Raw genomic sequence first — 20,283 nt, 5'->3', positions numbered from 1 at the left:
GCTACCATGCCCTTCTAAATATTTCTTCAATATCTTCTGCCGTTACATCTCTCGGGTTGGTAATCATGCAAGCATCATGTAAAGCCATGAGGCTCATTTTTTTCATTTCTTCTTCTTCTACCCCAATAGATGACAAACGTTGGGGAGCCCCAATATCGGCCGTTAATTGTTTGACATACTCAATGGCTCTTCTCCCTGCTTCCATATGAGACATTCCGCGTATATCCATGCCAAGAAAAAGAGCAATATCAGCAAATTTCTTAGGATTGGCTAAAAGATTGTACTCCATTACATGAGGAAGCAAAATAGAATTGACATCGCCATGCAAAAGGTTGTATTTTCCTCCTACTGCATGCGACATCGCATGGACAGCTCCTAAAATGGCGTTGGAAAAGGCAAGCCCGGATTGTAAGCTTGCCATGGCCATATTCGTCTTAGCCTCCCGATTCATTTTGGAAGCTACAGAAGGCCGCAAATATTCCGCCACTAGAGAAATCGCATTCTTCGCTTGAACGTCGGTCAGAGGTGTTGCCGCCAAGCTGACATAGGCTTCAATGCCGTGTGTTAACACATCCATCCCCGTCGCTCCAGTTAACTCCGCACTTTTCGTAACGAGCGTTTCTGGGTCAATAATCGCGATATCTGGAATAAGAGATCTAGAAATAATGGTCATCTTTTTCTGCTTTTTTGTATCGACAATAACGGAAAATTGCGATACTTCTGAACCTGATCCAGCGGTAGTCGCAACCATGACCTGCGGGGGAAGCGGATGGTGGATTTTATCCACTCCCTCATAGCTTTGAATCTGGCCGCCATTGGTGGCGAGAATGGCAATCGCTTTCGCTACATCAATCGAACTGCCGCCGCCAACGCCAATAATGGAGTCACACTCATGCTCCATATAAACGCGGCATCCCTTTTCTACTTCTTCATCTTTCGGATTAATCGTGATATCTGAAAAAGTAGTGTACTTCAAGCCCGCTTGCTTACAGCTTTGAATGACCACATCTAGCCACCCTGCTGCGATCACACCTGGATCACTGACAATCAAGACATTTGTCGCACCAAGCCGTAAGCAACTTTCTCCCACCTGTTGAATGGATCCGTTTCCAAAAATGATTTCTGGCATCATAAATTTGTGAATGTTCATACTTTCTCCATCCTAATTATCACCTTTTACTAATTTTATAATTATTCTCAATTTTTTGTCCACAAAAAAACCGGGATACAGTATAACGGCTTTTTATTTCAGGTAGCCAATAAGCTGTTCCCCGGCAGGACTCTTCTGTTTTTTTATATAGAACGGCGTTCATCTTTCAAGCTTTCCATTTTAGCGGCGTCATCCAGCGCAGCTGATGTTAACCCTATCAACCCCATTCATTGGATGCGCCGATAGATTCCTCTCAGATGAGCAAATAAAAAGCTCATGAGATTATTCCATTCGTGGTTACGCTTTAGCATGAGCGAGATCATGGACGGACTTGTCGCCAACCGTCTAAGAAATGACATTCTGCTTTTGAATGGGCGATAGGTTCTATCCTCTCATTGGATTGATATCATTTGACAGTCGATTCCATGCTGAAATCGTTCATTACTTATGTATCATAAATAAACTTTTAGAGATTGAAGGGATATGTCTGTAAACACATACGGCCAGAAGACAAGTATATGTGCTTACCTTCCGACCGTTAAACTTCATCACTGCACATGTTCATCTATCCAATTGCAGCTCTCAATATTATGCAGCACCAAAAACCCTATTGCAGAGCAGGCACATATCAGTCATGGATTCGTACATGAACACGATAGGTCGGGATTGCCTTTGTCAATAATTGCTGCAAACGCGCTTGATCTTTTTGTCTCTGCTCATTCGACAGACGGTTTCGTGCATGAACGGTGATCCACATGTCAGCACCATTCATCCACACCGATCCAGCCTCATAATTTGTATATTTTTCCACTACTTGAACCGCTTTTCGCACATCCGCACGATTATTTTCGCTGCCATCGGTCAAGCTTATAAAATTCGGGTTTTGATTGGTGTTTTCTGGATCATCAAAATGATTATATATTCGATCATAATTGGGCTTGGCCCGATCCCCTGTCATTAGTTTTCTTCCGTTTTGATCTTCCTTTTGCGCATGATATTGTGAATCGGTTGGATTCAGTGCACATGCGGAAAGGAGCACACCGAAAAGTAACGGCAGTACCTTTTTCATCATTCGTCGCCTCCCTGCCGTTATCTTTTCCTGTTATGACAGAAATATTGATAGCAGAATGTACCATGCACTACCGAATGATACGTTCGGTTTCGCTTCCATTACGGTCTCGCTTCTCTGGCTTATCAGGAACTTCATGATGATGGCGGCAACGCGGCTCATATGATTCACTGGCTCCCACTAAAATCACCGGATCATAATAAGAAGCAGGTTTGCCATTAATGAGTCGCTGTGTACGGCTTGCTGGGGAACCGCATACCGTACATACTGCTTGAAGCTTTGTGACCGATTCGGCAATCGCCATTAATGTCGGCACAGGACCAAATGGTTCACCGCGAAAATCCTGATCCAATCCAGCTGCAATGACACGATAACCGCGATCTGCTAACGTTTGCACAATTTCGACAATTTGCTCATCAAAAAATTGCACTTCATCAATGGCAACGACATCCGTTTTTTCTGATATGTATTCTAATATTTCCTCAGCAGTCGCGACGGAAATAGCAATCACTGAAGCGCCATTATGAGATACAACCGCTTCTTCGCTATAGCGGTTATCAATCGCAGGTTTAAATACCTTCACTTCCTGCTTTGCAAATGTAGCACGACGAACGCGGCGGATCAGCTCCTCTGATTTTCCAGAGAACATGCTGCCACAAATCACCTCGAGCCAGCCTGATTGTTTCATTACATCCATCGGGGCTTCCCCTTTCTTTCCAAACTTCATGAAAAAACAGGCAAGTGAATCAACTTCGCTTGCCTGTTCTGTACGTTTACTCATCGAAGTAATGATAAAGCGGCACGCTAATCGCTCAGCGAGCCGTTTTCTATTATTTAAGGCCGTATTTTTTGTTGAATTTATCAACACGTCCTGCAGCAGAAGCGAATTTTTGACGTCCTGTGTAGAATGGATGGCACTCAGAGCAAATCTCTACGCGCACTTCCTCTTTCACAGAGCCGCTCTCAAACTCGTTTCCACAAGCACATTTTACGATCACTTTTTTGTACTCAGGATGAATGCCTGCTTTCATTTCTTTTCATCTCCTTCCGCCCTGAATCATTTCGAAACAGAGTTTCTCTATCCGTTGTGAGTCATTTCTCATTGTTTGACAAAACACACATGATAAAATTATAGCAAGGGTGTTATGGTTTTGCAACTGGTTATTTTTTAATACCTATATTTTTCCATTCATCGTCTAATATCGAGAAAAATTCTTCATTTGTTTTCGTTTGGCGAAGCTTATTTAAAAAGCGCTCGATAAAATCTGGTGTATCCGACATCGTTTTGCGAATCGACCAAAGCTTGTCTAAATGCTCTTTTGGAATCAGCAATTCTTCTTTACGAGTACCAGAACGGCGAATATCAATAGCTGGGAAAATCCGACGTTCCGCCAGCGAGCGATCTAAGTGCAGCTCCATATTGCCCGTTCCTTTAAATTCCTCATAAATCACATCATCCATGCGCGAGCCGGTATCGACAAGCGCTGTCGCTAAAATCGTCAAGCTGCCGCCTTCTTCAATGTTGCGCGCAGCTCCAAAAAATCGTTTCGGACGGTGGAAAGCGGCTGGATCAATCCCTCCGGAAAGTGTCCGTCCACTTGGCGGAATGACTAAATTATAGGCTCTTGCCAAACGAGTAATACTGTCCATTAAAATGACAACATCGCGCTTATGCTCAACGAGACGCATCGCGCGTTCAAGCACTAACTCAGCAACCTTGATATGGTTTTCCGGCACTTCATCAAACGTCGAGCTGACAACATCGCCCGCTACCGAGCGTTCAATATCGGTCACTTCCTCAGGACGTTCATCAATTAGAAGGACAATCAGCTCGACATCCGGATGGTTTGTCGTAATACTGTTAGCGATTTCTTTTAAAAGCATTGTTTTCCCTGCTTTTGGGGGAGCGACAATTAACCCGCGCTGGCCAAAGCCGACCGGGGCGATTAAATCCATAATTCGCGTCGACAGCTTATCCGGCGTTGTTTCTAATTTCATTTGGCGACTTGGATAAAGCGGCGTCAAGGCAGGAAAGTGAACGCGTTCTTTCGCTACTTCAGGGTCTTCGCCATTTACAGCCTCCACGTGAAGAAGCCCATAATATCGTTCATTTTCTTTAGGAGGACGAACTTTTCCTGAAACTTTATCGCCATTTCTTAAATCAAAGCGGCGAATTTGCGAAGCGGAAATGTAAATATCCTCTGAGCTTGGAGAGTAATTGATCGGCCTTAAAAACCCGAACCCTTCTGATTGAATGATTTCGAGAACGCCTTCCATAAACAATAATCCGTCTTGTTCAGCCTGTGCTTTTAAAATAGCGAAAATAAGCTCTTTTTTTGTTAGTTTACTGTAATAAGAAATTTTATATTGCCGAGCTAGTTCATATAGCTCTTTAAGTTTCATATTTTCTAATACCGAGATTGTTAAGTCCATTTCGCCACCACACTTTTACTATTTTTCATTCTCTCCCATATACACCAAATGAATTTATGAAATAAGCTATGGATGGGATGAAAGAAGATTACGAAGGTTTATATGTTAAAGAAGCAAAAAATCGCAGAGCTTATTTTTATGCACACACGGCATGACTATTTTACCCTTTTTACAGTTTTTTAATCAACCATTTTTTATTTTTATCATGATCAATACAGGTTAGAGTGTTTCCTCCGAAGTAAAGCTAAGGGACGTGCGGAGCCGGATGTTGATCATTTGCGGATGAGATCGATTACATATCATCCATTCGCCGATTGGTTGGAACACTACATAGGCAAGCGCCCATAAAATGATGATGATAGATCATCCATTTGGACCTTGCAACAAAAATGAGCGGGTTGAGGTGCTATATGAGTAGATGTAACTGAACATTTGCGGCGATATGAAGCTTGTTATTGTCCTTTTCTCATCTGATGCACTCCAGTTTCTAGATAAATTAAAACACCGTAGGCTGTCAATGAAACGTTCCCATTCTACAAAAATGGGATGAATTCCTTGGCTTTTCATCTTTCCAGCCATTTGACTAGTGACAGCGTGATAGAAAGGAGCGAGGGAAGCTGCATCTGCCCCTCGCTCACATGGCTTATGGTTTAATGACTAAATTAGGTTTTTTCTTTAAGCTGTGCCGCCCGTCAATGAAACGAACCGTGCCTGATTTCGCCCTCATGACAAGGGAATGCGTTTCTCCATAAGAGCCTTTAAATTGAACTCCTCGCAAAAGCTCACCGTCAGTGACACCCGTTGCAGCAAAAATAGCGTCATCCCCTTTTACTAAATCTTCCATACGCAGCACTTTGTCGACATTTAATCCCATTTTTTGGCATCGTTCCAATTCTGCGTCATTTTGCGGCAGAAGCTTCCCTTGAATTTCACCGCCTAAGCATTTTAACGCCACAGCGGCTAATACACCTTCTGGCGCTCCTCCTGATCCAAACAAAATATCAACCCCGGTATGATCGAACGCCGTATTAATCGCTGCGGCCACATCGCCATCATTAATGAGTTTAATGCGGGCGCCGGCCTCTCGCAGTTCCGCTATAATATGCTCATGCCGCGGGCGATTTAACACGATGGCCACCACGTCTTCAATATCTTTATTTTTCGCTTTCGCAACCGCTTTCAAATTGTCTATAATTGGCGCATTGATATCAATCATCCCTACTGCTTCTGGGCCAACGGCAATCTTATCCATATACATATCAGGAGCATGAAGTAAATTTCCATGGTCGGCTACTGCTACTACCGCCAATGCATTCCAGCCCCCAGATGCCAAGATATTGGTTCCTTCTAGAGGGTCAACTGCCACATCAACACGCGGCCCATAACCGTTTCCTAGCTTTTCACCAATATATAGCATCGGCGCCTCATCCATTTCTCCTTCACCGATAACGACTGTTCCCTTCATTGGAATCGTGTCAAAGACGTCACGCATCGCCGATGTCGCCGCACCGTCCGCTTCATCCTTTTTTCCGCGACCCATCCAGCGCGCTGCGGCTAATGCCGCTGCTTCCGTTACACGAACAAGCTCCATTGATAAACTTCTTTCCATTGTGACTTCTCCCTCTCCCCTTCGTTGCCTATAGATTTTGAATTTGCTCAATTTCCTGATCGGTCATTTTCTCCCGCCAAATGGTTGCGCCTAATCCTGTCAATTTTTCGACAAGATGGCTATACCCACGGTCGATATGATCGACCCCAGTAATTTCCGTCATTCCATCCGCCATTAAACCAGCGATTACAAGAGCTGCACCCGCCCGTAAATCGCTCGCTTTCACTTTCGCTCCCTGCAGCAGCGTTGGACCGGTTACGATGGCCGAGCGTCCTTCTACCTTAATGTTGGCGTTCATTCTCCGCAACTCATCAATATGTTTAAAACGCGCACTGTAAATGGTATCGGTAACAACGCTTGTCCCATGTGCCTTGGTTAATAAAGCTGTGAATGGCTGCTGCAAATCTGTTGGAAAGCCTGGATATACGAGCGTTTTCACATCGACCGCTTTCATTTGCGGAGATCCAACAACCACCATTTGATCATCGCTTGCTTCGACACGCACACCCATTTCACGCAGTTTTGCTGTTAATGACTCCAAATGCTGCGGAATCACATTGTCGATCATCACTTCTTGTCCCATGGCAGCTGCGGCAATCATAAATGTTCCTGCCTCAATTCGATCAGGAATAATGGAATGACGGCACCCTGTCAATCGCTCCACCCCATCAATGCGGATAATATCCGTTCCCGCTCCTTTAATTTTAGCCCCCATATTGGACAGTAGTGTGGCTACGTCAATGATTTCTGGCTCTTTTGCAGCATTTTCAATGATGGTGCGTCCTTTCGCGCGTACAGCAGCCAGCATAATGTTAATGGTTGCCCCAACACTTACTACATCTAAATAGATACGGGCACCGCGCAATTCATCCGCACGCAAGTAAATGGCTCCTTGCTCGTTTGTGACTTTAACTCCTAACGCTTCAAACCCTTTAATGTGCTGGTCGATCGGGCGCGGTCCTAAATGACAACCGCCCGGTAGACCGATGACAGCTTTTTTAAAGCGGCCGATCATCGCTCCCATTAAATAGTAAGAAGCGCGCAGCATTTTCACTTTTCCGTTTGGAAGAGGCATTGACACGATGTTCGTCGGATCAATTGTCGCTTCTTTGCCATCAAAATGGAACGTGCCGCCAATTTCCTCGATTAACTCTCCTAATACGCGAACATCCGAAATATCAGGCAGCCCTTCGATTGTTACCGGCGATTCAGCGAGAATCGTTGCTGGAATCAACGCCACAGCACTGTTTTTCGCCCCGCTGACTCGCACCGTTCCGCGCAAAGGGTCGCCGCCTATGATCTTTAATTTTTCCATTGTAGTCTCCCTTCCAGCGAAGATGCCTTGCTTTTGCGCGAATTGCAACGGAAACGCTTATTTACAGTTTAGACCAAAACTCATGATTTTTATCGCTGTTTTTGCTGATTCCAATCCGCTAAAAATTTTTCAATTCCTTGATCAGTAAGTGGATGCTGGAATAGCTGCATTAATACCTTATAAGGAATCGTCGCAATATGAGCTCCTCTTAATGCTGCCTCCGTTACATGAAGTGGGTGACGAATGGATGCTGCGATGATTTCTGTCTCAATGCCGTGAATATCAAAAATGTTGGCAATCGTTGAAATAAGCTCCAATCCGTTATGACCGATATCGTCTAAACGCCCAAGGAATGGTGAAACATATGTTGCACCAGCACGTGCAGCTAACAGAGCCTGATTGGCAGTAAAGATGAGGGTAACGTTGGTTTGAATTCCTTTTTCACTAAATGCCTTAACGGCTTTAAGACCTTCTGGCGTCATCGGTACTTTAATCGTAATATTTGGAGCGATTTTCGCTAGCTCTTCTCCTTCGCGAATCATTCCTTCTGCATCCGTTGAAATAACTTCGGCGCTTACAGAACCTGATACAATCGATGTAATCTGGCGAAGGCGATCGTGGAAGGACACGTTTTCTTTGGCTACAAGGCTCGGGTTAGTCGTCACTCCCGCTAAAACCCCCAGCTCATTAGCCTGTTTAATTTCTTCCAAATTTGCCGTATCAATAAAGAATTTCATCGCTCTCTCCTCCTAAACATATTCCTTAATGAAATGAAACAAAACCGCTCGTTTCGGGTTCAAACCGAAACGATGCGGCTATCTGATTACAAAGCTTTGCCAGAGGAACCAAACTCGCGCATTTTCCCAATGACGGTTTCTTTAATAGCGTCACGGCCAGGACCGATAATTTTGCGTGGATCGTATACTTTTGTATCTTGCGCCAAGATTTCACGCACAACTTTTGTAAAGGCCATTTGGTTTTCAGTATTTACATTGATTTTTGAGGTTCCAAGTGAAATCGCGCGTTGGATTTGTTCCGTCGGAATGCCTGTACCACCGTGCAATACAAGCGGAACGCGCGTTAAATCACGGATAATTTCCATTTCTTTGAATCCTAATTTTGGCTCTCCTTTGTAAGGACCATGCACAGAACCAAGCGCTGGAGCCAAGCAATCGATATTTGTACGCTTAACAAGCTCCTCGCATTCCTTTGGATCTGCATAAATAATGCCGTCTGCCACCACATCGTCCTCTTGTCCGCCGACTGTGCCGAGCTCCGCTTCGACAGACACGCCGCGCGTATGGGCATACTCGACCACTTGTGAAGTGATCTGGACATTTTCTTCAAACGGATGATGAGAAGCATCAATCATTACGGATGTAAAACCAGCATCAATCGCTGCTTTACATTTTTCGAAGCTGGAACCATGGTCAAGATGAATGGCCACAGGAACGGTAATATTCATATCCTCCATTAATCCTTTCACCATGTTGACAACCGTTTTAAAGCCGCCCATATATCGAGCTGCTCCTTCTGATACACCGAGGATTACTGGAGATTTTTCTTCTTCGGCAGCGGCTAAAATGGCTTGGGTCCATTCTAAGTTGTTAATATTAAATTGCCCTACCGCATATTTTTCTGCTAACGCTTTGTTTAGCATTTCCTTCATCGATACTAAAGGCATGATAAAAAACCCTCCTTGTCATTAAACTCCGCCTTTCGTCAAAAGGGAGGCTATGCCGCAGCATCGCCGCAACAACTTGCATTATGTATGAAAGGCGCGCTTCGGCCTTACTTTATAAGCATACCAACTTAGAGACGAAACAGCAACATTATGCGCACCTAGGAATTCCACAAAAATTTATTGAAAGCGCATTACGAAATATATTTTTTCACAGCTTCCCGCAATTCATCAATATCGAATGGTTTAGCAAAATGCATGATGGCGCCTAAATCTTTTGTTTCCTGAATCATATCAAGCTCGCCATATGCTGTCATAATAATGACTTTAATGTTCTCATTCATTGCCTTAATCCGTTTTAATATTTCAATTCCATCCATTCCTGGAATTTTCATATCTAATAATACTAAGTCAGGTTGGTGCTTTTGGACGATCTCTAATGCTTGTATACCGTTAGCTGCTTGAAAGGTTGTATATCCTTCTCTTTGAAAAACTTCATTTAGTAAAATACGAATGCCATATTGATCGTCAACGATTAAAAGTTTGTTTCCCATCTGTTATGCACCTCTATTCTTTGTTTTGCTAATTTGTATAATTCCGCATTTCTTTGTTGATTTCCTGCCTCTTTTCCATCATTGTCCGCAAACGAATACAGTAGCGATCATCAGCAGCCAAATGAAACGGTTGTGTTCTTTCCCCAATTCAGTATACTGTAATGATGTAAAGGACGGTGAAAAAAAGCATGATGAAAGTTTTTTCCACCCAATTAACGGGTTACTTCAAAAAACTCGCAGAGCAAGAAGAAATGGCGATCGAAGATGGTGCGCGCCTGCTTGCTCAAGCATTGATCGGGGACGGGCGCATTTTGATTCATGGCTTTGATGAGATGGAATCCGTTGCTCTTACGGCCATAAAGGGAGCAGAGATGTTGCCCAAAGCCGCGCCGCTCATGAAGCACGGAACGATTCGTGCAGATATGAATGAAACCGATCGTGTTTTACTCATTACGCGCTTCTCCAACGATGAGCGTGCCATTGCATTAACTGAGCAGTTGATTCAGCAAAACATTCCAGTCGTCGCCATTTCAGCTGCCGTCCCTCAAGAGCCTTCGCTTGCCGATGTAGCCGATGTGCATATTGACAGCAAGCTGGTAAAGCCTCTTATTCCAAAGGATGACGGTACGCGCTTTGGATTTCCAGCTGTCATGATGGCGCTATTTGCCTACTATTGCTTGTTCTTTACGATTCATGAAATTTTTGAGGAATACAACGAATAAGACGATCTCGCCATTGATGCGAGATCGTCTTTTTCTACTGTTTTTATTTCTGCAATGATGCTTTTACAAATTCACGGAACAGCGGCTGCGGTCTTGTTGGACGAGAAGTAAATTCCGGATGGAATTGAGCCGCCACAAACCATGGATGATCCTTTAATTCAATAATCTCCACTAAACGTCCATCTGGGCTTGTGCCGGAAAAAACAAATCCTTTTTGTTCCATGATTTGTCTATATTGGTTATTAAATTCGTAACGATGGCGATGACGCTCATAAATGACCTCATCCTGATAAGCTTCATAGGCAAGAGTTCCTTCAACAAGCTTGCATGGATATAATCCCAAGCGCAGCGTTCCTCCTAAATCCTCAATATCTTTTTGCTCTGGAAGCAAATCAATGACAGGATGAGGAGTATTTGGATCAATCTCTGATGAGTGCGCATTTTCTAATCCAACTACGTGGCGGGCAAATTCAACTGACGCCAACTGCATGCCGAGACAAATTCCGAGAAACGGAATCTGCTGCTCCCGGGCGTAGCGAATCGCTTCGATTTTTCCTTCAATGCCGCGATCACCAAATCCCCCCGGAACGAGGATCCCGCTAGCATCTTTTAACAGTTCATGAACATTATCCCGATCTACATGTTCTGAATTGATCCATTGGATTTCTACTTCTGCATCGAAAGCATAACCCGCGTGGCGAAGTGCTTCAACAACTGAAATGTAAGCATCCTGCAATTCTACATATTTCCCGACAAGCGCTATTTTCGTTTTATCAGAAAGATGGCGCACTTTTTCGACAAGCGCCCTCCATTCGGTCATATCTGCTTCTTGGCAGTTCAGCTTGAGATGTTCGCAAACAATTTGATCTAATTTTTGCTCCTGCAGCATTAACGGCACAGCATATAATGTATCGGCATCGCGCGCTTCAATTACAGCTTTCGGGTCGATATCGCAAAATAGCGCAATTTTATCTTTCATTTCTTGCGACATCGGCATTTCGGTACGAACCACAATGACATTTGGCTGAATCCCTAAGCTGCGTAATTCTTTTACACTATGCTGAGTTGGCTTTGTTTTCATTTCTCCAGCTGCTTTAATATACGGAACAAGCGTACAATGAATATACATGACATGGTCGCGGCCAACATCGCTTTTGATTTGACGAATGGCTTCTAAAAACGGCAGCGATTCAATGTCTCCAACCGTTCCGCCAATTTCCGTAATCACTACATCGGCATTTGTTTCACGGCCCGCACGAAACACTCGCTCTTTAATCTCATTCGTAATATGAGGGATGACTTGTACAGTTCCCCCTAAATAATCACCACGGCGTTCCTTTTTCAATACCGCAGAATAAATTTTCCCAGTTGTGACGTTGCTGTATTTATTTAAATTAATGTCAATGAAGCGCTCATAATGTCCTAAATCTAAATCCGTTTCTGCACCGTCATCCGTTACAAATACCTCTCCGTGCTGATACGGACTCATCGTCCCTGGATCGACATTAATGTATGGATCAAACTTTTGAATCGTTACATTCAATCCGCGATTTTTCAATAAACGGCCTAGCGAGGCAGCCGTGATTCCTTTTCCTAATGACGAGACAACGCCACCCGTTACAAAAATATACTTTGTCATCTTGTTTTTCCCCCTTGCCAAAAATATATGTAACACTTTAAAGTGTGCTCAAAGCGCCAAAATAAAAAACGCCCCTCTTACCTTTGTAAGGGAGCGTTATCATATTTAATAATTTTTAAAGAGCCCAAATAAAATTCTACATAGTCCGCCATGTAAAGTCAAGAGGAAGGTCATTCTTCCTCCTCTTCTGCTTCCTCCATCTCTAGCAGTTCATCGTCCATTTCTTCATCTTCGAGTTCAAACTCATCTTCATCAAGCAGTTCTTCATCGAACTCATCCGCTTCGTCGAGATCGAATTCGTCCTCATCGAGGAGGTCGTCGTCTAAATCGACATCTTCTTCGTCTTCATAATCATCGAGATCATCATAATCTAGTTCTTCATCGTCAAGAACTTCATCATAATCATCATATTCATCCAATACTTTTTTCTTCTTCTTCGGCTTGATCGTTGTAACATTTTCGTCTTCTGTTTGATCGTATGGATACCAAGAGCGCAATCCCCAGCGATTTTCTCCAATGCAAATAAAACGGCCGTCGATATTCAAATCTGTATAAAATTGCGCAAGGCGCCCCTTCACATCTTCTTCTTGCAAATTTGCTAAAGCAGCAATTTCACGAACAAGCTCTTGAAATAATAGCGCTTCTTTTCTCTCTGCCATCACAAGATAAGCGAGTTCAACGAGTGACATTTCTTGTAATTCCTCTGGAGAGTATTGCTGCAAACTCAAATCCGGCACTCCCTTTCTATGTAATAAACTTCCCTACCGATAAAAATGAATGAATGCACTTGGAATACATACCATTCATTATAAACAAATTCTCTTTGTTTATGCTAGCTCTGAATCAATAGTTTCTAAAATTTTTTCAGCGAAAAATGGGCTGATCCAATACAATGGATCAGCCTGCGATGGTTTGATTACATATTGCGGCGGTATTGTCCGCCCACTTCATATAATGCTTTTGTAATTTGACCAAGACTTGCGACTTTAACCGTCTCCATCAACTCTTCAAAAATATTACCTCCGCTTACTGCTGCGTGCTTCAAGCGATTTAACGCTTCTTCGGCCTTATCTCGATTGCGTTCTTGGAATGCTTGCAAGTTCTTAATTTGCAATTCTTTTTCTTCGTATGATGCTCGAGCTAATTCGATGCTGTTGAGCTCTTCTTCTGATGGCGGATTCGGATTTAAATAGGTGTTCACGCCAATAATCGGAAGTTCGCCGCTATGCTTTTTCATTTCATAGTACATGGATTCATCTTGAATTTTGCCACGTTGGTATTGCATTTCCATCGCGCCTAATACACCGCCGCGGTCATTGAGGCGCTCAAATTCTTTTAATACCGCTTCTTCAACCAAATCGGTTAATTCTTCAATAATAAATGATCCTTGCAATGGATTTTCGTTTTTCGTTAAACCGTGCTCTTTTGTAATAATGAGCTGAATCGCCATCGCACGACGGACCGACTCTTCGGTTGGTGTTGTGATCGCTTCATCATACGCGTTTGTATGAAGCGAGTTACAGTTATCATGAAGCGCCATTAGCGCTTGAAGCGTTGTTCGAATGTCATTAAAATCAATTTCCTGTGCATGCAGAGAGCGCCCGGATGTTTGCACGTGATATTTTAACTTCTGGCTGCGCTCATTTGCGCCGTATTTTTCACGCATAACAACGGACCAAATACGGCGAGCCACACGCCCGATTACCGTATATTCAGGATCTAATCCGTTGCTAAAGAAGAAGGAAAGGTTTGGTGCAAAATCGTCAATATGCATGCCCCGGCTTAAATAATATTCAACATACGTGAAGCCGTTCGCCAACGTAAACGCGAGCTGTGTAATCGGATTCGCTCCTGCTTCGGCGATATGATAGCCGGAGATCGAAACGGAATAGTAGTTGCGCACTTTGTTTTTAATAAAGTATTCTTGAATATCTCCCATCATTTTTAACGCAAATTCTGTCGAGAAGATGCATGTGTTTTGTCCTTGATCCTCTTTTAAAATATCCGCTTGCACCGTGCCGCGCACGGTTTGCAGCGTCCAAGCCTTCACTTCTTCATATTCTGCCTCTGTTAATGGACGGCCTAATTCTTCTTCTCGTTTTTCCACTTGCTGTTCAATTGCCGTATTCATAAACATCGCCAAAATAATGGGCGCTGGACCATTGATGGTCATGGAAACAGAGGTTGATGGATGGCATAAATCAAAGCCTTTATACAACTTCTTCATATCATCAAGCGTACAAACGCTTACACCACTTTCGCCTACTTTCCCAAAAATATCAGGACGATATTGCGGATCTTCTCCATACAAGGTGACCGAATCAAAAGCCGTACTTAAGCGCTTCGCCGGATCATCTTTACAGAGATAGTGAAAACGGCGGTTCGTCCGTTCTGGCGTGCCTTCGCCAGCAAATTGCCGCTTCGGATCTTCCCCTTGGCGCTTGAACGGGAATACGCCAGCTGTATATGGAAAGAAACCCGGTACATTCTCCTTATATACCCATCGTAAAATTTCCCCATAATCTTTAAATTTCGGCAGTGCTACTTTTGGAATATCTAAGCCGGCCAAGCTTTTCGTCGTTAAGTCTGTCACAATTTCCTTATCGCGAATTTTTGTCACAAATTGCTTGGCTGCATATTTCGCTTTAAGCTCTTCCCATGAGGCAAGAATTTGCTTAGATTCCGCTGTTAATTGATTTTCATAATGTTGCTTTAACGCTTCGAGCGAGGCGAGCACTTCCTCGTTTCGTTCACGCTCTTTGACGGCTTCAATGGCCCCTTCTAATTGGAACAACCGCCGAGCCACATCGGCTTGCTGCTCAGATTTTTTGTGATAAGAGCGAACGGTATCAGCGATTTCACGCAAATAATAGCGGCGATCATTCGGAATAATCACATTTTGTTTTTGAACATCTGCCACCGATTCAAGCGTTGTTGTCCAGTTCGTTCCCGCTTTTTTATTGATCAGATCAATTAAAGCGACAAACAATGTATTCGTGCCCGGATCATTAAATTGGCTTGCAATCGTTCCATATACCGGCATTTCTGATAAATCTTTATCAAACAATTGATGGCTGCGCTGATATTGCTTTTGCACCTGGCGCTTTGCATCTTCAGAACCTTTGCGCTCAAATTTGTTGATCACGATTAAATCTGCATAATCGATCATGTCAATTTTTTCAAGCTGTGTCGGCGCACCGAATTCGCTCGTCATGACATACATGGAAATATCACATACTTCGGTAATCGCAGCATCCCCTTGACCGATTCCGCTCGTTTCAACAATGATTAAATCAAAACCGGCCGCTTTTGCGACTTCAATGGCATCTTGAATCGCCAATGAAAGCTCAGAACGAGAGCTACGAGTGGCTAGGCTGCGCATATAGACTCGCGGAGAATGAATGGAATTCATACGAATGCGGTCTCCTAATAGCGCGCCACCTGTTTTTTGCTTCGTTGGGTCAACTGATAAAATAGCCACCTTTTTATCCGGAATTTCATTTAAAAAGCGGCGTATTAATTCATCGGTTAACGAGCTTTTTCCTGCTCCCCCCGTTCCTGTAATCCCTACAACCGGAACAGGTTTTGTCAGCTTTTTTATTTTATCAAGAACCGTCTCCGCAGCAGCGGCGACTTCTGTTGCCGTATCCATCCGATTTTCACATAAGGTAATCAGGCGGGCAACCGCTTGAACGTCGCCATTTGGCAAGCGTTCAAGTTCATCCGTGATCGTTCGAACCGTTGGAAAATCACACTCTTCCAACATGACATTGATCATTCCCTGTAAGCCGAGAACACGACCGTCTTCTGGCGAAAAAATGCGGGCAATTCCATAGTCATGTAACTCTTTTATTTCCCTAGGAATAATGACGCCGCCCCCTCCGCCATAAATGCGGATGTGGGAAGCGCCTCTTTCCTGCAACAGATCATACATATATTTAAAAAATTCGACGTGTCCTCCTTGATAAGAAGAAACAGCAATGCCTTGAACATCTTCTTGAATGGCCGCATTGACAATCTCTTCTGCCGAGCGGTTATGCCCTAGATGAATGACTTCGGCGCCGCTTGTTTGTAAAATGCGGCGCATAATATTAATTGAAGCGTCATGGCCATCAAATAAGCTAGAGGCTGTCACAAAACGAACATGATGTTTCGGACGGTAAATGTGAGCCATCCTCTCTCCCCCTTATTGTCATTATGACCGTTTTTCCAAAATACCCCTTAATAACAAATCCGTCTGCAATTCAATATATTCTTCCAATGTATACATTTTGTGCAGCGCCCAACGGCGAAACGCCCACATTTGCCCTAGCACAAAAATGTTATGGGCAAACAGCTGAATTTCTTGTTCTGTTAATTCAAACACGCCATTTTGCACACAAGCCTGCAAAATATTTTCAAACATTCCGACCATTTGTAGTTCTTTATTAAGAACATATGGGAGCGAATCTTTCGTTAATGATTTTGCTTCTTGGTACATGACAAGGACTTCGTCCTGCAATTCATTGACCACCCTAAAGTAATGAGCGATCGCCAATTTAAAGCTTTCAATTGTTCCATGATGAGTATCAATGTCCTTTTCCATCCGTTCGCGTACTTCATCGTAAATGCGGTCACACACTAAATACAGCACATCTTCTTTTTGACGGATATATTCATATAAAGTTCCGATGCTAAACCCTGATGCTTTCGCAATTTCTCTTGTTGTGGTACGATGAAATCCTTTTTGCTTGAAAAGGGAAATGGCCCCTTTAATCATTTCATTGCGCCTTTTTTTCACAAGGCGTTCATCCTTTACAGATGCTGGGACTTCTCGTTTTTTCATATTCATCGTGGATCGCTCCGCTTATTCTTTTGTGAGCATTCTTGAAATGACAATTCGTTGAATTTCTTGTGTTCCTTCATAAATTTGCGTAATTTTCGCGTCACGCATAAAACGTTCGACTGGATAATCTTTTGTATATCCATATCCACCAAAAACTTGAACCGCATCTACCGTTACTTTCATCGCTGTGTCTCCAGCAAACAGTTTGGCCATCGCTGACGCTTTGCCATATGGAAGACCATTGGATTCTAGCCATGCTGCTTGGTAGGTTAACAAGCGAGACGCCTCAACGGCTGTCGCCATATCCGCCAACTTAAATCCGACTCCCTGCTGCTCGATGATCGGCTTGCCAAATTGAACGCGTTCTTTTGCATATTCCACCGCCGCATCCAATGCTCCTTGCGCGATGCCTACTGCTTGTGCAGCGATGCCGTTGCGCCCGCCATCTAATGTCATCATGGCAATTTTAAAGCCTTCCCCTTCTTGACCGAGAAGATTTTCCTTCGGAATGCGGCAATCTTCAAAAATAAGCTCGGTTGTTGGCGAAGAACGGATACCAAGTTTTTTCTCTTTTTTACCAATCGAAAATCCTGGCGTTCCTTTTTCTACAATAAACGCGCTAATGCCTTTATGCTTTTTCTCTGGGTCTGTCACCGCGAATACAACATAAATTTCCGCTTCTCCGCCGTTCGTAATCCATACTTTCGAGCCGTTTAGCACGTAGTGATCCCCGTCAAGCACCGCCCGCGTTTTCATGGAAGAAACATCCGATCCTGCCCCTGGCTCCGAAAGGCCGTAAGCTCCAAGTTTTTCGCCAGTTGCAAGAGCGCGTAAATACTTTTGTTTTTGCTCCTCAGTACCAAATTTATAAATAGGCCAGCTTGCCAAAGAAATGTGGGCCGACAATGTTACGCCTGTCGAAGCGCAAACTCTTGATAGCTCTTCCACAGCAATCACATAAGCTAAATAATCACTGCCAATGCCGCCGTATTCTTCCGGCCATGGAATGCCGGTTAAGCCAAGCTCGGCCATTTTATCGAAAATACTGCGGTCAAAGCGCTCCTCTTCATCGCGCTCTGCCGCTGTTGGCGCGACTTCATTTTTGGCAAAATCCCGCACCATTTTTCGTATCATTTCATGCTCTTCTGTTAATTGGAAATTCATGTCCTCTCCCCCGTTTTTATAATTGTTTACTAATCACTAACCGTTGAATTTCACTTGTTCCTTCGTAAATTTCACAAATTTTTGCATCACGGAATAAGCGCTCTACCGGATAATCTTCGGTGTATCCGTTCCCCCCGAAAATTTGTACCGCTTCAATGGCATTTTCCATAGCCGCTCGCGATGCAAACAGCTTAGCCATTGATGCTTCTTTGCCGCACGGAATTCCATTTGCGCGCAAAAAGGCAGCACGATAAACGAGCAGCTTGGCAGCCTCCGTCGCTGTCGCCATATCAGCAAGTTTAAACCCCACTCCTTGCTGTTCAGCGATCGGTTTGCCGAATTGGATTCTTTCCTTTGCATAAGCCGTTGCATGCTCAAGCGCTGCTTCCGCAATACCGAGCGATTGGGCAGCAATGCCGATGCGCCCAACATCAAGGTTGGCCATGGCGATTTTAAAGCCTTGTCCTTCTTCGCCCAATAAATTTTCCGCTGGCACTTTCGCATCTTCAAAAGAGATTTGTACGGTTCGTGAACCGTGAAGCCCCATTTTCTTTTCATCTTTTCCGATGATAAATCCTGGCGTATCCTTTTCCACAATAAAAGCAGAAATGCCTCGGCTTCCTGTTTCGTCTGGATTTGTGCGGGCAAATACAATATACGTATCTGCTTCCCCGCCGTTTGTGATAAACACTTTTGAACCGTTTAAGATATAATAATCTCCTTGGCGAACGGCCTTTGTCTTTAAGCTTTTCGCATCTGAACCTGCGCTAGGCTCTGTTAAGCAAAAGGCTCCTAAATATTCACCGCTTGCAAGCTTCGGCACATATTTTCTTTTTTGCTCCTCCGTTCCAAAGTAAAGAATAGGATTCGTGCCGACAGATGTATGCACAGATAAAATCACGCCGACCGTTGCGCTGACTTTTGAAATTTCATGAATCGCAATAATATACGAAACAAAATCCATTCCTGCCCCGCCGTACTCTTCTGGAATCGTAATTCCCATTAAACCGAGCTCCGCCATCTTGCTGAGGATGGGGCGAGGGAATTCTCCTTTCTCCATTTGCTCTACAAACGGGGCAATTTCACTTTCTGCGAACTCTCTGACCATCTTGCGCATCATTTCTTGTTCTTCTGTAAAATGTAAATTCATGTTTGTCACCCTCTTTGTTGGATACTGTCAAACCATCTGTTGATTATTCATATGTGTAGAAGCCTTTTCCTGTTTTGCGTCCAAGCCATCCAGCCTTTACGTACTTGCGCAACAGCGGGCATGGACGATATTTATCATCGCCAAATCCTTCGTGAAGCGTTTCCATAATATAAAGGCATGTATCTAAGCCGATAAAATCTGCTAAGGTTAATGGTCCCATCGGATGATTCATACCGAGCTTCATGACCTCATCAATCGCCTCTTTTGTCGCTACACCTTCATATAGCGCATAAATCGCTTCATTAATCATCGGCATTAAAATACGGTTTGAAATAAATCCTGGAAAATCGTTTACTTCGACAGGTACTTTATTGAGCTTGTGGGTCATATCTTCAATCGTTTGATAGACTTCTTCAGCGGTTGCCAGCCCCCGAATAATTTCGACAAGCTTCATTACAGGAACTGGATTCATAAAATGCATGCCAATCACTTTCTCTGGTCGTTTTGTTGCTGCGGCGATTTCTGTAATCGGAAGCGAGGATGTGTTCGTTGCTAAAATGGCATGCGCAGGGGCCATTTCATCAAGCTGTGCAAACAGCTTTGTTTTCACTTCCATATTTTCCACAACCGCTTCAATGACTAAATCTACTTCGCTTGCATGTTGTAGATCTAGAGAAGGGGTAAGGCGATGCAAGATACTTGCTTTTTCGTCTTCAGTCAGCTTTCCTTTTTCGACTTGTCGCGTTAAATTTTTTGAAATCGTAGCAAGGCCGCGATCTACATATTCCTGTTTTAAATCATGCAAAAACACATCATATCCAGCCATGGCACATACTTGCGCAATACCTGATCCCATTTGACCGGCACCAATTACCATTACTTTTTTTACATCCATCTTTCTATCCTCCATCAATCAAACTTTTTGTAAAATCTTCAGCATTGAAATAGGTCGATCAATCGCGATTGGCCTCT

At 43.7% G+C, this 20,283-nt stretch carries 18 protein-coding genes; 1 reads left to right on the top strand and 17 read right to left on the bottom strand.

Features of this window, described 5'->3' with window-relative positions; genetic code table 11:
- Position 1: 1 nt before the first annotated feature.
- The 10 genes from GGQ95_RS12695 to GGQ95_RS12650 form a co-directional block, all read right to left on the bottom strand.
- Positions 2-1,150: an iron-containing alcohol dehydrogenase gene (locus tag GGQ95_RS12695; RefSeq protein WP_044741531.1), complete on the bottom strand. Its 1,149-nt coding sequence runs from the start codon at positions 1,148-1,150 to the stop codon at positions 2-4.
- Positions 1,151-1,778: 628 nt separating this feature from the next.
- Positions 1,779-2,222 carry a hypothetical protein gene (locus tag GGQ95_RS12690; RefSeq protein WP_244963717.1) on the bottom strand — a complete coding sequence of 148 codons (444 nt, stop codon included), beginning with the start codon at positions 2,220-2,222 and terminating at the stop codon, positions 1,779-1,781.
- Between the two features lie 67 nt (positions 2,223-2,289).
- The gene (locus GGQ95_RS12685) at positions 2,290-2,916 is read right to left on the bottom strand and encodes a thymidine kinase (RefSeq protein WP_066150649.1); all 627 of its coding nucleotides are present in this window, start codon (positions 2,914-2,916) and stop codon (positions 2,290-2,292) included.
- A 133-nt stretch (positions 2,917-3,049) separates the two neighbouring features.
- Entirely contained in the window at positions 3,050-3,250 is a 201-nt protein-coding gene (gene rpmE / locus GGQ95_RS12680; protein WP_044741529.1) for a 50S ribosomal protein L31, read from the bottom strand.
- Positions 3,251-3,380: 130 nt separating this feature from the next.
- Complete coding sequence (rho, locus tag GGQ95_RS12675; RefSeq protein ID WP_044741528.1) at positions 3,381-4,652, bottom strand: transcription termination factor Rho; 1,272 nt, start codon at positions 4,650-4,652, stop codon at positions 3,381-3,383.
- Positions 4,653-5,295: 643 nt separating this feature from the next.
- On the bottom strand, positions 5,296-6,261 hold the full coding sequence (gene glpX / locus GGQ95_RS12670) for a class II fructose-bisphosphatase (protein ID WP_066150651.1): 966 nt from the start codon (positions 6,259-6,261) through the stop codon (positions 5,296-5,298).
- Positions 6,262-6,289: 28 nt separating this feature from the next.
- On the bottom strand, positions 6,290-7,576 hold the full coding sequence (gene murA, locus GGQ95_RS12665) for a UDP-N-acetylglucosamine 1-carboxyvinyltransferase (protein WP_044741526.1): 1,287 nt from the start codon (positions 7,574-7,576) through the stop codon (positions 6,290-6,292).
- 89 nt (positions 7,577-7,665) lie between these two features.
- Positions 7,666-8,313, bottom strand: a complete 648-nt coding sequence (gene fsa / locus GGQ95_RS12660; protein WP_080862201.1) for a fructose-6-phosphate aldolase — start codon at positions 8,311-8,313, stop codon at positions 7,666-7,668.
- Positions 8,314-8,399: 86 nt separating this feature from the next.
- The gene (locus GGQ95_RS12655) at positions 8,400-9,260 is read right to left on the bottom strand and encodes a class II fructose-bisphosphate aldolase (RefSeq protein ID WP_044741524.1); all 861 of its coding nucleotides are present in this window, start codon (positions 9,258-9,260) and stop codon (positions 8,400-8,402) included.
- 191 nt (positions 9,261-9,451) lie between these two features.
- Entirely contained in the window at positions 9,452-9,811 is a 360-nt protein-coding gene (locus GGQ95_RS12650) for a response regulator (RefSeq protein ID WP_044741523.1), read from the bottom strand.
- A 188-nt stretch (positions 9,812-9,999) separates the two neighbouring features.
- Between GGQ95_RS12650 and GGQ95_RS12645 the strand changes: the two genes are divergently transcribed.
- A complete protein-coding gene (locus tag GGQ95_RS12645; protein WP_183186894.1) occupies positions 10,000-10,533 on the top strand; it encodes a DUF2529 domain-containing protein in 534 nt (177 codons plus the stop codon).
- A 43-nt stretch (positions 10,534-10,576) separates the two neighbouring features.
- Here the strand turns inward: GGQ95_RS12645 and pyrG are convergent, their stop codons facing one another.
- The 7 genes from pyrG to GGQ95_RS12610 form a co-directional block, all read right to left on the bottom strand.
- Positions 10,577-12,172: a CTP synthase gene (gene pyrG, locus GGQ95_RS12640; RefSeq protein WP_044741522.1), complete on the bottom strand. Its 1,596-nt coding sequence runs from the start codon at positions 12,170-12,172 to the stop codon at positions 10,577-10,579.
- Positions 12,173-12,342: 170 nt separating this feature from the next.
- On the bottom strand, positions 12,343-12,900 hold the full coding sequence (rpoE, locus tag GGQ95_RS12635) for a DNA-directed RNA polymerase subunit delta (protein ID WP_044741521.1): 558 nt from the start codon (positions 12,898-12,900) through the stop codon (positions 12,343-12,345).
- A 188-nt stretch (positions 12,901-13,088) separates the two neighbouring features.
- Positions 13,089-16,346 (bottom strand): fused isobutyryl-CoA mutase/GTPase IcmF, encoded by a 3,258-nt coding sequence (icmF, locus tag GGQ95_RS12630; protein ID WP_183186893.1) that lies wholly within the window; start codon positions 16,344-16,346, stop codon positions 13,089-13,091.
- A 21-nt stretch (positions 16,347-16,367) separates the two neighbouring features.
- Positions 16,368-16,997 carry a TetR/AcrR family transcriptional regulator gene (locus GGQ95_RS12625; protein WP_044741591.1) on the bottom strand — a complete coding sequence of 210 codons (630 nt, stop codon included), beginning with the start codon at positions 16,995-16,997 and terminating at the stop codon, positions 16,368-16,370.
- 21 nt (positions 16,998-17,018) lie between these two features.
- Positions 17,019-18,161 (bottom strand): acyl-CoA dehydrogenase, encoded by a 1,143-nt coding sequence (locus GGQ95_RS12620; RefSeq protein ID WP_044741519.1) that lies wholly within the window; start codon positions 18,159-18,161, stop codon positions 17,019-17,021.
- Between the two features lie 16 nt (positions 18,162-18,177).
- Positions 18,178-19,311 carry an acyl-CoA dehydrogenase gene (locus GGQ95_RS12615; RefSeq protein WP_044741518.1) on the bottom strand — a complete coding sequence of 378 codons (1,134 nt, stop codon included), beginning with the start codon at positions 19,309-19,311 and terminating at the stop codon, positions 18,178-18,180.
- Between the two features lie 43 nt (positions 19,312-19,354).
- The gene (locus tag GGQ95_RS12610) at positions 19,355-20,206 is read right to left on the bottom strand and encodes a 3-hydroxybutyryl-CoA dehydrogenase (RefSeq protein WP_044741517.1); all 852 of its coding nucleotides are present in this window, start codon (positions 20,204-20,206) and stop codon (positions 19,355-19,357) included.
- Positions 20,207-20,283 lie beyond the last annotated feature (77 nt).

The sequence above is a fragment of the Anoxybacteroides rupiense genome (genome assembly GCF_014196195.1).
In the GTDB taxonomy this organism is placed as follows: Bacteria; Bacillota; Bacilli; order Bacillales; family Anoxybacillaceae; genus Anoxybacteroides; species Anoxybacteroides rupiense.
Note: the sequence above shows the minus strand (reverse complement) of the source record. Positions and strands in the feature narration are given on the sequence as shown.